Source organism: Rhizobium sp. BK456 (assembly GCF_014194045.1).
In the GTDB taxonomy this organism is placed as follows: Bacteria; Pseudomonadota; Alphaproteobacteria; order Rhizobiales; family Rhizobiaceae; genus Rhizobium; species Rhizobium redzepovicii.
This window is the reverse complement of sequence record NZ_JACIAO010000009.1, coordinates 1-14777: the sequence shown is the minus strand read 5'-3', so window position 1 is coordinate 14777 and position 14777 is coordinate 1. Positions and strand designations below refer to the sequence as shown.

Sequence of the window (14777 nt, the reverse complement as noted above, 5' to 3'; positions counted from 1 at the left end):
GGCGGACTTCACTGCGCCGCAGGTGCTTCCAATGCGGCAAGACGATGGGCGATGCGATCGGCATTGGCCATGATCGTCATGGTGATGTATTTCGAGGACAGATCGGGAAGAATGGAGCCGTCGACGACGTAAAGACCCGGGTGGAGATTTAACTCGCCGTCCGAGGAGGTGCCGAAGGGGCCGGCTTCGCCCATAGGCAGAGTGCCGGCGAAATGGGCGTCGATACCAGGCTCCGCCAGCGATGCGCCCGGGAGCTGAATAAGCCCCAGCCGTTTCCATTCCCGGCGAAGCGCTTTTTTCAAAGCCTCGGCGCGGATTTCGAAACCGTCCGTGAAACCGCCGCGGACGGTCAGCCCTTTTTTCGCCGTTGCATCCCGATGAATGTAGCTCCGGCTTTGATCGCCGGGATAGTAGATCGTCGCGACGAGAAGGCTGCCGGCGATCAGTTCGAAGGCGGCTCGCCCGGCCTTTCGGCCGAGGGGCATCCTGTTGACGAAACTCTGCGCCGGCAGGGAACCGACTTCATAGATCGCGCCCGTCACGTAATCGGATGCGCCGTCACCATAGCGCAGTGACAATCCGAGTTGCGCAAGACTGTGCGTCGGCGTCGTCGAACGCAGCAATCTCGCGGGAGAGAGCAGAGGGATGGCCAGTGTGGGGCTGTTCAGGAGACGCAGTCCCTGCTGGCCGATCGGCAGAAGATCGGTGAGCAGGGCGGCCGTTCCGAGAACTCCTGCGGCAAGAATGATCCGCGGTGCGGAAAATGACGATCCATCGGCCGTTCCGACCGTCCAGTCTGAGCCGCGTGTCAACGAGACGGCCCGCCTGTTGTCGAGCAAACGAAAATGCGGTGACTTTCGCAACGCAAGCAGATCCTGCCTGCTGTTATAGATCGCGCCGCTGGGGCAGCCATAGAGACAGTCGCCGCGCAGATCGCACGCCGCCCGTCCGGGCCTCGCCTCGGAGAGTATCGCATTGACGGCGGCAAATAGCCGAAACGATCCATCCGCCGGTTTTGCAGCCTTGTGCCGACGAAGAACATGGGCGGCGGTCGCGCCAAGCGGCAGGACGGCCTCGCCATCGGCGCCGGTCGTGAGATCGGCGTTGGTGCTGATCCCGATGCGTTGGGCGACCCGCTCGTAAGAGCTCTGCAGGGACGCGAGGTCGATCGGCCAATCGGCGATATCCCCAGCGTCGAGATAGCTGATTTGCGCACCCCAGATATTGGAGAGCCCACCGCGCGCGAGGCTGCCGATCGGTTTGAAGCCATCGCCCGATATTCCGGCGTCGCGTTGGAACCGTTCGAGAATCCCGCGTGATACAGGGGTCTGCAGTTTCGGCGAGCTGCCGTCGTCGACGCGCAGCGATTCCAGATCGCTTCCCAGGACACGGACGCTGCGGTTTTCCTCCTGCAATCCCAAGTCATCGCCGGCATCAAGCATCAGAACGCGGCGGCCGGCCGCCATCAGCGGAAACGCAGCGGAGACGCCTGCAGGGCCGCTGCCGATGATGATGAAGTCGGCATCGGGCGCATTCATCGATATGTCCCGGCCAAAAGCGCGCGGAGCGGAAACAACAGGACATCGCCGGCGATGGTCAATGCCGCGCCGAAAAACCCGGCCTTTGGGCCTGCATGCCTTTCCGGTTCGCTCGCGAGGTCGGCCAGATAGAGGGCTCGCGCGAGACGATGCTGCGTCCGACTGGCCGGCGGCTCGAAGAACGCCAGCAGGCGCGGATGCCTGATCACGGTTGTGGAAAGGCCGAGCGGCGACAGCCCTTCACGCCGAAGCCCTTCGCAGAGCCGCTGGAGCTGCATTTCGGTCGGCGCGCTGCCGAGATATCGCAGCAGAGCCTGCGCCTCGCTGCGCGATTGATCCTTGCCTGTTTGGCTGAATTCGCCAGCAAGCGCAGTCATCGGGTCAGCCAGGTTCAATTTCAGCAGTCTGAGGCTCTCGCCGCTTTCCATGGGTGCGGCACCCGCAAGCCCCAGGACGCGCTCCGGATCGACCGTCGGGATCAACGGCACGAGCTTGGTCATGCGGCAGGCAAAGAGGGCGGCGGCCAGGGGGATCGGTATGAAATGGAGATTGCCCTTGCCCTGACTGCGGCGAAGCATTCTGAGCCATGCGGCAAAGCTTATCGGCTTTTCCTGCGCAAGCACGAATGTCTGCGGGGGCTGGCTCTCCTGGGTCGCCAGCGCCAGCAGACCTTCGGCGACTTCGTCGAGATGAATCGGTTGGACCTCGCGGCTGAGCCCGATCATCGGCAGAAGCGGACTTAGAGCGGCCAACTTGGCCATCAGTCCGTACATGGCGGTACGTGGTCCACCATAGACGAGCCCTATTCGTGCAACGCGAACGATCGGCGCTGCGGGGCTGGCACCCAAATGCTGTTCGATCCTGAATTTGGTGCGGCCGTAAACATTGAGCGCCTCCCGCCGGGACGAAGTGGAGGAGGAAAAGACGAAACGCGGCACGCCGGCTGCCTTTGCGGCCTCCGCCAATCTCACCGTGCCGGATATATTGATGTTGTCTTCTTCGGCGGCCTCCGGCTCGGTGGCCCAGGAATGCGCGAGATGGACGATTCCCACCGCCCCTTCCAGGTCGGAGGCAGCAGGCGCATCACCGATGCGCCATTTGGCTCCGGACCGCCGGCCGAGTTCAACCACCTCGAAGCCGCGCTCACGCGCCATCGCTGCCAGTCTTGCGCCGATATAGCCGGTCGATCCCGTGATGATGAGACGCGGTGCCATTCACACCCTCTACTGCGCAAAGGCGATACGCGCGCCGCTCCAGTCGAAACGAAACTCGATTTCCTTGAGCTGCGACAGCGCCTGGCGCACTTTTTCCTGGCGGTCTTTCGGGCAATAGAGGACGAGGAAGCCCCCTCCGCCAGCACCTGCCAGCTTGCCGCCGATGGCGCCGGCAGCACGGGCCGCATCGTAAAACTCGTCGATCGCGCTGTTGGTGATCTTCGAGGTCAGCGACCTTTTCATCATCCATCCGCGATGAAGCGCTTCGCCGAAGGCGCCGAGATCCCCGCTCATCAGGATGTCGCGCATTTCGTAAGCCAGTTGCACCATGCGCTCGACGGTCCGAAATTTTTCCTCGTCCGCCTCCATGGCCTGCACCTGCGTCGACAGCACAGAGCGCGTATCGCGCTGGCTTCCGGTGAAAAACAACAGGATGTTGCTCTCAAGCTCTGCCATCTTTTCAGAGCTGAGGACGACGGGCTGTACGTTCACGCTGCCGTTGGAATTGAATTCGATGAAGTTCAAGCCGCCATGAGCGGCTGCATATTGGTCCTGTTTGCCAATCGGCTCCTTGAGGATATCGATTTCGAGTTTGCAGGCTTCTTCCGCCAACTGGTCCTTGGAGGCAAAACGCGACCTGTGAGCATAGAGCGCGTTGATCAGTGCCACGGAAAAGGAGCTGGAGGATCCGAGACCCGTTCCGGAGGGAATGTCGGCGACGGAAGCGACCTCGATGCCGGGCTCGACGCGATGCATCCGAAGTGCCTCGCGCAACAGCGGATGCGCAATCTCCTCAAGCGTCTCGGCAAGTTCGGTACGCGTATATTTCAGATGATATTTGTTTTCATTGAAATAGTTGTGCACGATCACGAAGCTGTATTTGGCTATCGCACAGGACAGTACCGCGCCCGCCTGACGGCGGTAGTAGGACGCTATGTCCGAGCCGCCGCCGGCGAAGCTGACCCGAAAAGGTGCGGATGAAACGATCAAAGGATTGCCTCCTCGAGATTGATGACGATATCGGCCGATTTGCGCTGCAGATCGATCCTCGGCCACTCTTCCTGAATTCGCGACTGCCAGAGCGCTTCGGCGGCAACTGGCGTAAGGCCTTTCCAGGCGTAGAACGTGTGAAAGCGGTTCAGCAGGCTCTGCTGAGATGCTTCGACGAAGACGGACATGTCGACCTGTTCTCGGATCGACGCATGTCCGGCAAAGATGCCGTCCATGAGGATGACCTCGGCATCGCGGGCGTCATAGGCGGTGGTACCCCTAAGCCGGCCGCGGCTTGCCGCGTCATAGCCGGGTGCCTTAACCTGTCCGGAGCGGCGCAGCATGCTGACGATCTCGGGATAGAGCTCCACTCTGCTGCGCTCTTCCGCATTCATGTCGGGGCGGCGATGTTCGAGCGGCAGTATCCAGCGGTCGAGTTCAAGTCTCAGCACCCTCCGCCCTGTTTCCGAGAGCATGCGTTGAACGGCATGCGCAAACGTACTTTTCCCGGAGCGGGAACGGCCGCATATGCTGATGAGCAACGGACCGGCCGTAGATGAAAGCCGTTCATCAATCGCACCGGACAGAGCCTTGCCGATCTCTTGGTAGCCGCATTGGAAACGGACCGCGTCATAGACCGTGTCGAAGACAAGATCGGCATGCGGAATCTCTGTTTCGACGGTGGGATAGCTCTCTTCGTCCCGCAGGCCATAGCCTGTCCGAACGCCGTAGGACCAGATGCCCGCCTTGCGGCCAGCACCTATGTCGCGCAGGCTGTCGCCGATGATGATGGATTTCGATTTTTCGACAGGCAGTTCCGACATGGCCTGGCGGATCATCAGATCGCCCGGCTTCCGGCAGGCACAATCGATCTTGAGCGCGGCGACTTCGTTGGGAAATCCTTTGTCCGGATGATGCGGACAAAAATAAATGCGATCCAGAACGCCGCCATCTTCGGCAAGCTCGGCCTCGAGGCGACCGAGAACATGATCCAGCCCGGTTTCATCAAGAAAGCCTTTGGCGACCTGCGGTCTGTTCGTGACCGCAATCGTCAGGAAGCCCGCCTCACGGGCGAGCCGCACGGCTTCGCCTGCCCGGTCGATCAGCTTCACCTGGTCCGGATGGATGACGCCATGGCCGCCGACATCTTCGTTGAGCACGCCGTCGCAATCGAAGAAAACCGCGGGCCTTCGCACCGACAGATGCGCCGCATGAACCCGTTCCTGCCGGAGGTCCTCCTCGGCGGCAGCATGCCGGTTCGGCGACCCGGTATCCTTCATATATTCCGGCGTGTCATAAATCGCGACCGGAACGGACCGTTCGAGGAGGCGGGGAATGACGTCGTGGATCATATCCGCCGTTTGCGCCGGCACGAGCGCCCGGAAAAACTGCTCGGAAGCCACGTACAAACCGGCCGGCACCAGATTGCGCCAATCCGCATCGCGGGGCGTTTTGCGAGGCAACAGGCGCTGGAGATAACCGCTCTTCTGGACGACGAGATCGGATGTGCGGGGATGATCGTTGGGATGGGCGATGATGGTCAGAGCGGCGGGAAATTGCTGACGATGACGCGTCAGCGCCGACAGATCGATATCGAAAAGCATGTCGCCGTAGACGATCAGGACGTCGCCGGCCGTCATGTCCAATGTCGTCAGACAGCCCGCCGTGCCGAGCGGAGATTTCTCGACGAAGACCTCGATCCTGATGCCGAGTTTTTCAGCTTCCGGACCAAGGGCGGGCTCGAGCTGGCTGCCGAGGTGACCACCAAGCACGCGCACATGCTGAACACCTTCGCGGGCCAGGATGCGGATCTGCCGCAAGATGATCGGCACGCCGGCAAGCGGCAGAAGCGCCTTCGGGATAGCATCGCCCGTCATGCTGCGCGCGCGCGTTCCAAGGCCACCGGCAATAATGATCGCCTGGCGGATCGCGTCCTCAGAAGCCATTCGCCAGAATCCGTTCGACGGCAAGTTCAACGGCTTCTGTCGATTTCCGCTTCGGAGCCCAGCCCAGCGTTACGAGCCGGCTTATATCGTAGCTGAAGCGCGGCACGTCGCCCAGCCAGCCGCGGTCCTCGCTGCCATATTCGATAGCAGCTCCGGCCGCGACCTTGGAAACCACGATTTCGGCGATATCCCGGACGGACGTTTCGCCGATGCCGCTGGCGTGAAATACCTCATAGGGGCCGGGCGCCTTGTCCCAGGCCAGGAGAATCGCGTCCACCAGGTCGCCGACATAGAGATAGGGCTTCGTCTGCCTTCCGTTGCCGAGCACCTGAAGTCTCGTCGGATTCGCTTTCAACCTGTTGATGAAGTCGTAGATTGCCCCGTGGGTTGAGCGCTCCCCAACCACATTGGGAAAGCGCAGCACCAGCGTCTTGATGCCGAATGACAGAGCATAGACGGACAGATAGGCCTCAGCAGCAAGCTTGCTGGCGCCATAGAACGAGATCGGCTGCAAGGGGCCGTGATCCTCGTGAATATTGCCTTCGGCTTCGCCGAACACCGCAGAAGTGCTGGCAAAGAAAAGCCTGCCGACACAGTGCTTGCGCATGATGGCAAGCAGCGTCGTCGTCGTCAGCTGGTTCAGCTGCAGATCCAATTCCGTATTGGTATTGCCCGCGGCAATATCGGAATTGGCGGCGAGATGGAAAACAGCATCAGGACGATCTGTCGCAAAGAGTTGATCCATGCCCTCCCGATCGAGCATATCAAGCTTCTGGAAGCGAAAATCCGTCCGGCCCTGGAGATGATCTATATTGCGCATCCGGCCGAGGTGAAGATTGTCGATCGCGGTTACCCGATAGCCCAAGGCCAAAAGGCGATCGCAGAGATGGCTGCCGATAAATCCGGCCCCTCCCGTTACCAAGGCATGCATGTCGGCAGCTCCATATGATCTGTTAAGGCTCATCAGAGCGCTTTGATCTTTCCCGAATGGGGACGCGAAAGGACGAATACACCACCGGCCAAGCCGACCACAAGCTGCAACAGGCCGAAAACCACCGATAGCGTTGCGGCGTCCGTCGTGCCGATGCCGAACACGGCAAGCGAAATGACCATGCCGCCTTCGCGCAGCCCCCATCCTCCGACAGAAATGGGAACCATGGCGATCAAAAGCACTGGCGGGAAAGCGGCTGCGGCCTGACCCCAATCGAGCGGGAGGCCAAGTCCGAGAACGAGGATCTCAAGCGAGACGACACTCAAACCGTGAATGACGAGGGTCAATAGAGATATTCCGAGCATTCCCCGGTGGGTGAGAAAAGCCCCCAGCGCGTCGCTCAGCGCGTGCAGCTTTTCCGGAAGAAGCCGAACGAAGAGATGGCGACACCAGCAGAACACCAGGGCCGATGCGATGGTTCCCGCGACGCCAAGGGCCGTGAGTTCGGTGAGATAGGGGATTGGGAAGTCGTGCCCGTAAAACGCCCGCATGATGATCAGACCGATCAGCGCAACGACCGCCAACCCGAACAGGGTGAGCATACGGTCCATGACGACGCCGAGCGTGGCTTCCTGGATCGTCAGGCCGTATTTGAGGGCGCCGAAAATGCGTGCGGCATCGCCTGGAATGGGACTTGGAAGAGCCTGATTGTAAAAGAGGCTTTGCATGAACAGTTTCATGGCGCCTGATATTTTCAGCCTCTGCCCGATCATCTCCGCTAGAAGGCACCACCGCCAGGCCGAAAGCAGGGCCTGCAGGAGAAGAAGGAAGATGCTGACGCAGATGGTCGTCGCCGACAGGGTCCGGACCGCGGCCCAGCCTTCTGCGAAATCGACCTTACGTGCGATCCATATGACGAGGCCAAGCGCCACGGCCACTTTCAGAACCGGTATGCCGATGCGAAGGAATGCTCGGGAGGATGGAGTCGTCACGATGCCCGATCCGCGTCAAAACGGTAAAGCTTCCAGCCGAACCGATCCGTTAAGATCAGTGAGGCGCGGGGCATCATGTGGGCTATGACGCTGTTGGCCAGCATTATTTTATCTTCTCCTATGCGTTCTGCGAGGAACGCGCTGCCAGCATCCGGGGGAAGGATGAAGTAACCTATATGATTATCCCGGATGAAAGCATCGATATCCGACCCCGGTCTGGGCAGCACATAGCGTGGCAATTGCCAACCGCCATCGCGGCCGTCGTTGTAAGCCGTCGACAATAATGTGTTGGCGGTGTCGAAAGGCTGAAAAACGGTCCGCAGGTCATGCTCCGCGATGTAGCGATACATGAAATAGGCTTCGCGGTGGCTCTCCATATATTTGTCGACACTGATCATCCCGAGCACGACGTCGAGGTCTTTCGCCTTGCCGGGATCCATGTCGCTGCCGCCCACGCGGTACCACTGCGAGAGCCAGAGTCCCCCGGCCAGCACGCCTAAGATCACCGGGCTGGCGATCATGCATGCCGGCGAAGAGGCGATTTTCGTAATTGGGGCCATCCGCGGCAGAACTTGCCGGTCGAGCCATTGATCCAGCCGTTCCCGAACCAGGGAGGCGCCGATAAACCCGGTCGAAAAGAACAGCAGATAGGCTGGCGTCGCCCACCGGATGTGATTGAACATAACGGTGTACCATATCACAAACATGGCAGCGGTAATCGCTGCGAGAAATGCGATGCGCCGAAAGGCCACGGCGAGACCGGCCAGGATCAAAGCGAGAGCGACGAAAGCATTCGGCTTGCCGGCCAGGAACCAGCTGTAAAGGATATGGAGGAAGTCGCGCCAACCTTGCAGAGTTGCGAGGTTCGTTACGAAATGTCGGTTAGCGGGATCGAAGGCCCGGCCCAATTCGAGCATGTAGTCCGCCATCCAGGCGTCGGTGAGGCCCGGATGACCGAACATGAAAGGATAGATCGGATTGCCGAGAACGATCAGGTTTTTCGCATACCAGTAGCCCGCGACTGCAAGGAATGCGCAAAGGCATGACAAAAAGAGCGGCAGCGATACCCTTCCCTTGAGAAGCATTGGCATCAGCGCCAGCCCTATCAGGCAAACCATTTGCAGTTCCGTATATTTCCCTCCGACCGCTCCCCCCAGCACGAGCGCACAATGAAAAAGCTCCGCCGGACGCCGGGTTTCCAGATAACGCCACAGGAAAAGCACAGCGGCGACTGAGAAACACGACCGTGCCAGATCCGTCATCGGTTCGCCGACACTTCCCCTGAAGAAGGGGATGCTGAGCATCAGAGCGGCCACTAGGAAAAAACCGCATGCCCGCCAACGACTGGCGCAGCTTGAAAGCAGGAACAGAAATCCGAAGAAAATTGCGACATTCATGATCGCCGCACCGGTCCAGTGACCGCTGACCATCATGACGAGCGCAAACAGCAGATTAAAGAAGAGCGGAATATTGCCGTAGAAGGGATGGTCGATCTGCGGCGACACAAAGCCGCTGTGTTCGATGATACTGTTTGCGAGCGGGATGTGGAAAACCCAGACGTCGGCAATGCCGGATGGAAACAGGGCCATAACGCTCCACACATAGCAAAGTACAGTGCATGTGAGTGCTGCAAGCACCGGAACCGGGTTTCCGGATCTCGTTTCAGCGGCAATTTTACGAAACAGCGAACCGAGGTCGTAGAGAACGGCGACGAGATCGCGCCACCGCCAAATCATCGCGACAGCGACGATCGGGAGAACGATCTCCCATCGCAGCCCATGGAACGCCCCAAGGACGGTGGCCGCGCCCCCGGCGATCGCCAGAGCCGGCAGAATACCGCTGAGCAGAAAGTCGGTGCCGTCTCGAAAGGGTTGATCGCAACGTTGGTTGAGCGAGGCAACGATGCCTCTGTCGATCACGAGGCCCCATAATATTATGGCGAGAACCGTGCACCAGCCTACGATCATGATCGACCCTTTCGTGGCTCCTATCCCGCGAGAGGAGGCGTAGGCTTTTTGACGGGCAGCATGACCCCAAGGGCTCTTATCATCAGCCCTGATATAAAGATCTGAAACGCGGTAATGATGAGCCAGAGCCCGAAGACGGCCCAGTTGGTCTCGATGCCGATCTCAGGCAGCAGGTATCCGTTCCCGACATAGGAATCGAAGAGCGGAACCGCCAGAAAAACGCCGGCCAGAACGGCGACCACTGATCCCCAGATGGTTGCATTGTAAGGCAGGAGCCGCTCGAAACGGCTCTGCACATGTCCTGAATAGTCGAAAATCACCCGACCGATTGCCGCCGAAACCAGCATTGATTGGCCAAGGACGGCCAGGGCCATGGCAAACAGCATGGCATTGGACGAAAACCGCACACCGCCAATAGACATCGGCCCGGCGAGCAGCGGCAGCATGATTATCAGGCCGAGGGCCAGAAGCAGGAATCCCGGCCAGATGAGAAAAAAATCAAACCCGTAGACGAACATTGCCTGCAGATTGCGCCAGCCTGCGCGCCACGGCTCCATCCAGCCCCGCCGCTTCATGTGGCTTAGCCGGCCTTCCGGATCCTTCAGGAAGTGGATTGGCACCTCTGTGGTCGGAAGCTCCATATGCACGGACTTCAGCACCATCTCCGACGCATATTCCCATCCTTGCGACCGAAGGTCCATGCGAAGCAAGGCATCGACGCTGATGCCCCGCATGCCGCAATGGATGTCGGAAAAGCGGCTGCTGAACATCCGATTGAGGATCCACGTGGTCAGCGGCGTTCCGAAATAGCGATGCAGCGGCGGCATCGCTTTGTCTTCGATCGAGCCCTTGAACCGTGAGCCCATGACAAAGTCGAAGCCCTTCCGGAAGGCTTCGATAAACGGCGCTATTTGCCGAAAATCATAGGTGCAATCCGCATCACCCATGATGATGAACTTGCCGCGCACGTATGGAATGGCATCGATGTAAGCTCTGCCCAAACCGCGCTTCGGTGTCCGCAATACGCGGGCTCCTCTGTCACGGGCGATTTCCGGGGTTCGATCGGTGGAGCTGTCGACGATAAGAATCTCCACAGCCGCACCGCTTGCCGCAATACCCTCGCGGCACCAGTCGACGAAGGTTCCGATCGTCAATTCCTCATTGAGAGAGGGAACGAGGATCGTCACTTCGGGGTTGGCGACGTCATCGTCGGGCGTCAGAAGCGTCAATTCCGGATCGTGGATGCGGGGAAAATTCATGCGCGTGAAACGGCTCTTCAGGAAAGGGTAGGCGGAACAAGTCCGCAGGAAAAATCCAATACGGCATGGCATATCGCCAGATGGGCGATCTCCACATAACCATATTGATCGGACGCCACATAAAAGTTCAGGTCACCCAGATCGCGCAGCGGATTGCCCGGAGCGAAGCCGCTCAGGGTCATGACGGCGCAGCCCTTGTCGCGTGCGGTCCGGACGGCCTTGGTAATGCTTTCCGATCTTCCGGAGCTGCTGATTGCCACCAGCAGGTCACCTTCATTGGCGTGCATATCGATCTGCTTTGCGAAGACGTTCTCATAGCCGAGGTCGTTCGACAGGCAGGTCAGCGTCGCGCCGTCGTTCATCGCCATCGCGCGCAGCCCACCGTTTTTCGAGTAGTCCGTCGCCATGTGGCTGGCAATTGCCGCGCTGCCGCCGTTGCCGATGAACATGATCTTTCGGCCGGCATCGTGTGTGGCACGGGCCAATTGCATGGATTCCGTCACAGCCGCCGCATAATCCAACGGCTTTCCGGCTGACCGCGTGGCGGTCGTATTCACCAGAGCATGGCGGAGAAAAGTGAAGTAGCGATCCAGATCGCCGGTTGTGACACCGAGCCCCGAAGACCTGTTCTCATGATCTGACATGCTCGTCCAGTCCCTCCGCCTTGGAAATTGGGGCGTCCTTAAAGTGTAAATGGTACAAAGGCAAGTTGCTCGCCCGCTCTTTTAAGGGTTGTCGGCAAGTGTCACGGGTTTGCAACCAACGGCCTCACGCCGCTTTCAGCGCTCGCACTGGTCATGCCATACCGGGTGGGCGAGGGGTTGGCGGTCGTTTCCAGCAAGGACCGACCGTCAGTTCCCGATTGCGGCGATCATGCCGATCTCCACGGAAAATTCCGGCGCGGCGAGCCTCGCTTCGACGGTGGCGCGCGCCGGCGCGTGGCCGGACGGCACCCAGGCGTCCCAGACGGCGTTCATCTCCTCGAACTTGGACATATCCGCAAGCCATATCGTCGCGCTGAGGATTCGTGTCGAATTGCTGCCCACGCCCTCCAGAAGCCGCGTGATACGCGCCAGGATGTCGGTCGTCTGCTCGCGGACGGAGGCATCAGGCGCATCAATCGCGACCTGGCCTGCGAGGAAGACGAAGCCGCCATAGGTCACTGCCTGGCTCATCCGCTTTCCGGTTTCGTAGCGCTCGATCTGCATGCTCGAACTCCTTGAGTTAGTCCCTGTGCGCAATCTTCTGGCGTTCGGCGCGTCGCTGCAGCCATTGGATCGTGGCGAGAAACAGCGTCGAAAACAGGATGAGGAGGGTGGCGACGGCGGCGATCGTCGGACTCAGCGTTTCCCGCACGCCGCTCCACATCTGGCGCGGCAGGGTGCGCTCCTCGGAACCGGCGATGAAGAGCGCAATCACCACTTCGTCGAACGACGTCACGAAGGCAAAGAGGGCGCCGGATGCCACTCCAGGCGCGATGACCGGCAGCATGATGCGCAAGGTTGCTTCAACAGGGGATGCGCCGAGACTAGACGCTGCCCGCATCAGATTGTGATCGAAGCTGGCGAGCGTCGCCGTCACGGTGATCACCACGAAGGGCGCTCCGATTGCCGTATGCGCCAGCACCAGGCCGGTCAGGCTGTTGAGCAGTCCGATGGCGGCAAAGGCATAGTAGATGCCGACGGCCGAAACGATGACCGGCACGATCATCGGCGAGATCAGAATGGCGGTTAGCGTTGCCCGCGCCGGGCAGGATGGCCGGCTGAGACCGATGGCGGCAAGCGTGCCGAGAAAGGTCGACAGGATAGTGGCGCAGACGGCGACAATGATGCTGTTTTTCAGCGCCAGTTGCCAGACGTTGGAATCGAAGAATTCGCGATACCAGCGCAGCGACAGGCCGGGCATCGGATAGGTGAAGAACGGCTCGGCATTGAAGGAGAGCGGCACGATCGCGATGATGGGCGCGATCAGGAAGAGGATCACCAGGCCGCCGGCCAGCCATAGGAACAGCGAAAACAGCCGAGGGAAAGAAAGCAAGTTCGTCATCAGCCTATCCTCAGCCTGTCGATGCCGACGATGCGATTGTAGACGGCGTAAAGGATGAGCACCGCCACCAGCAGGATCGTGCTCAAAGCCGCCGCCATGCCCCAATTGGTGACCTGGTTGGAATAATAGGCGATGAAATAGCTCACCATCTGATCTCCAGGCCCGCCGACCAGAGCCGGCGTGATGTAGTAGCCGAGCGCCAGGATGAAGACGAGCAAGCCGCCGGCGCTGACGCCGGGCATGCTCATCGGCAGGTAGACACGGAAGAAGGCCGATGCCGGCGGCGCGCCGAGCGATGAGGCGGCCCTCAAATAGACTGGCGGTATGCTTTTCATGACGCTGTAGATCGGCAGCACCATGAAGGGCAGCAGGATATGGGTCATGGCGATCAGGACGCCGATGCGATTGTAGATCAGGTCGAGGGGTCGTGCGGGATCGACGAGGCCCAGCCAGATGAGCGCCGAATTGATCACGCCGCGCCCCTGCAGCAGCACGACCCAGGCGCTGGTACGCACCAGCAGCGAGGTCCAGAACGGCAGCAGCACCAGGATCAGCAGCGTATTGGCGACTGTCCCTTTCGACCGGGCGATCAGGGCGGCGAGGGGATAGCCGAGAAACAGGCAGATCACGGTCACCGATGCGCTGACAACGAAGGTGCGGATCAACACGTCGACATGCACCGCATTTTCAGCCGAGACCCTGCCGATCGCGCCCGAGGCGTCGCGCTCCAGATCGAGCGAGGCGAGCAGATAGTAATCGGTGAAGGGCGGCGATGCGTTCTTGATGATCGTCCAGTAATGCGGCGTCTCCCAGTTGGGATCGATGGCGATGAAGGCGGCCTTATAGGGCGGCTCGGCGTTGCGGATCGTGCGCGCGGTTTTCAACAGCATCGAGCGCATGCCCGTCTCGTAATAGTTGAGACGTTTGGCCACCTCGGCGATCTGATCGCGGGGCGATTGTTTCAGGTCGGCGGCAAAGGCGGCAAACAGCGCTTCGTCGGGTGGAGATTGTTCATCCCAGGCTGATAGAGCCGACATCGTATAGGGCAGGGCGGCGGAAGCCGCCCTGTTGTCGACCGCGCGCGTCAACAGCAAGGCGATCGGCAGAACGAAGACGAGCAGAAGGAAGACCAGCAGAGGCGCGACTAGCAGCAGCGCTTTCAGCTGGGCCTTGCTTTTTGCACTGCCGAGGCTTTTCACCCGTATGCCGGCGGCAATCATCGAGCCGTCGCCTTCATTCATTGTCGCGGTCACCATCGCTCATGCCTTTTTGCGGTAGAGAAAGGGGCGGACGAAGCCGGGGGGACACTCGCCCGCCTGACGAGGTTACTGTGCGAGCCACTTGTTGAAGCGTTCGGTCAACTCCTCGTCATGGTCGGCCCAGAACTCGGAGGAGACGACGAATGCGTTCTTCGTGTTGTCGGGCGCGGTCGGCAGATCGACGAGAATATCCGGCGGAACCTTGGCAATGGCCGCCTTCAGGGTCGGGCCATAGGAGATATATTTCGATTGCTGCGCCATCACATCGGGATTGACCGTGAAAGCGACGAATTTATCCGCCAGTTCCTTGTTCTTCGAGCCTTTCGGCTCGGCCCAGAGATTGAAGTCCATGCCCTGGCCGTCCCAGACGATCTTGAAGTTCTTGCCGCTGTTCTTGACGGCATCGTAGATGCGGCCGTTCCAGGCCGTGGTCATCACCACTTCGCCATCGGCGAGAAGCTGCGGTGGCTGCGCACCGGCGGTCCACCAGACCTTCACATCCTTCTTGATCGTGTCGAGCTTCTTGAAGGCACGGTCGACACCCGCTGGCGTCCCGAGCACGTCGTAGACCTCAGACGGTTTGACGCCGTCGGCGATCAAAGCGAATTCCAGCGTGGTCTTCGGCGACTTGCGCA

13 protein-coding genes are annotated in these 14777 nt (G+C 60.1%); all 13 read right to left on the bottom strand.

Annotated features, from left to right (window positions below; genetic code table 11):
- Window positions 1-8: 8 nt before the first annotated feature.
- The gene (locus tag FHX03_RS23510) at window positions 9-1538 is read right to left on the bottom strand and encodes an FAD-dependent oxidoreductase (RefSeq protein ID WP_183855682.1); all 1530 of its coding nucleotides are present in this window, start codon (window positions 1536-1538) and stop codon (window positions 9-11) included.
- Complete coding sequence (locus FHX03_RS23505) at window positions 1535-2752, bottom strand: NAD-dependent epimerase/dehydratase family protein (RefSeq protein WP_131711282.1); 1218 nt, start codon at window positions 2750-2752, stop codon at window positions 1535-1537. The genes FHX03_RS23510 and FHX03_RS23505 overlap by 4 nt, the downstream gene beginning before the upstream one ends.
- A gap of 9 nt (window positions 2753-2761) precedes the next feature.
- Complete coding sequence (locus FHX03_RS23500) at window positions 2762-3742, bottom strand: GHMP kinase (protein WP_003591637.1); 981 nt, start codon at window positions 3740-3742, stop codon at window positions 2762-2764.
- Window positions 3739-5688 carry an HAD-IIIA family hydrolase gene (locus FHX03_RS23495; protein ID WP_183855680.1) on the bottom strand — a complete coding sequence of 650 codons (1950 nt, stop codon included), beginning with the start codon at window positions 5686-5688 and terminating at the stop codon, window positions 3739-3741. The genes FHX03_RS23500 and FHX03_RS23495 overlap by 4 nt, the downstream gene beginning before the upstream one ends.
- Entirely contained in the window at window positions 5678-6619 is a 942-nt protein-coding gene (locus FHX03_RS23490) for an NAD-dependent epimerase/dehydratase family protein (RefSeq protein WP_183855678.1), read from the bottom strand. The genes FHX03_RS23495 and FHX03_RS23490 overlap by 11 nt, the downstream gene beginning before the upstream one ends.
- 32 nt (window positions 6620-6651) lie before the next feature.
- The gene (locus FHX03_RS23485; RefSeq protein WP_183855676.1) at window positions 6652-7611 is read right to left on the bottom strand and encodes a lysylphosphatidylglycerol synthase transmembrane domain-containing protein; all 960 of its coding nucleotides are present in this window, start codon (window positions 7609-7611) and stop codon (window positions 6652-6654) included.
- On the bottom strand, window positions 7608-9578 hold the full coding sequence (locus FHX03_RS23480; protein WP_183855674.1) for a hypothetical protein: 1971 nt from the start codon (window positions 9576-9578) through the stop codon (window positions 7608-7610). The genes FHX03_RS23485 and FHX03_RS23480 overlap by 4 nt, the downstream gene beginning before the upstream one ends.
- Window positions 9579-9598: 20 nt before the next feature.
- Window positions 9599-10837: a glycosyltransferase family 2 protein gene (locus tag FHX03_RS23475; RefSeq protein ID WP_131711278.1), complete on the bottom strand. Its 1239-nt coding sequence runs from the start codon at window positions 10835-10837 to the stop codon at window positions 9599-9601.
- Window positions 10838-10854: 17 nt separating this feature from the next.
- On the bottom strand, window positions 10855-11481 hold the full coding sequence (locus tag FHX03_RS23470; protein WP_097626282.1) for an SIS domain-containing protein: 627 nt from the start codon (window positions 11479-11481) through the stop codon (window positions 10855-10857).
- Window positions 11482-11688: 207 nt separating this feature from the next.
- Window positions 11689-12045, bottom strand: coding sequence for a RidA family protein (locus FHX03_RS23465; RefSeq protein ID WP_183855672.1), 357 nt, complete (start codon window positions 12043-12045; stop codon window positions 11689-11691).
- A 16-nt stretch (window positions 12046-12061) separates the two neighbouring features.
- Window positions 12062-12883, bottom strand: coding sequence for an ABC transporter permease (locus tag FHX03_RS23460; RefSeq protein WP_183855670.1), 822 nt, complete (start codon window positions 12881-12883; stop codon window positions 12062-12064).
- Window positions 12883-14139 carry an ABC transporter permease gene (locus tag FHX03_RS23455; protein WP_183779806.1) on the bottom strand — a complete coding sequence of 419 codons (1257 nt, stop codon included), beginning with the start codon at window positions 14137-14139 and terminating at the stop codon, window positions 12883-12885. Before FHX03_RS23455 ends, FHX03_RS23460 begins: the two co-directional genes overlap by 1 nt.
- A gap of 69 nt (window positions 14140-14208) precedes the next feature.
- A partial coding sequence (locus FHX03_RS23450) for an extracellular solute-binding protein (RefSeq protein ID WP_183779803.1) occupies window positions 14209-14777 on the bottom strand: 569 nt, incomplete at its 5' end.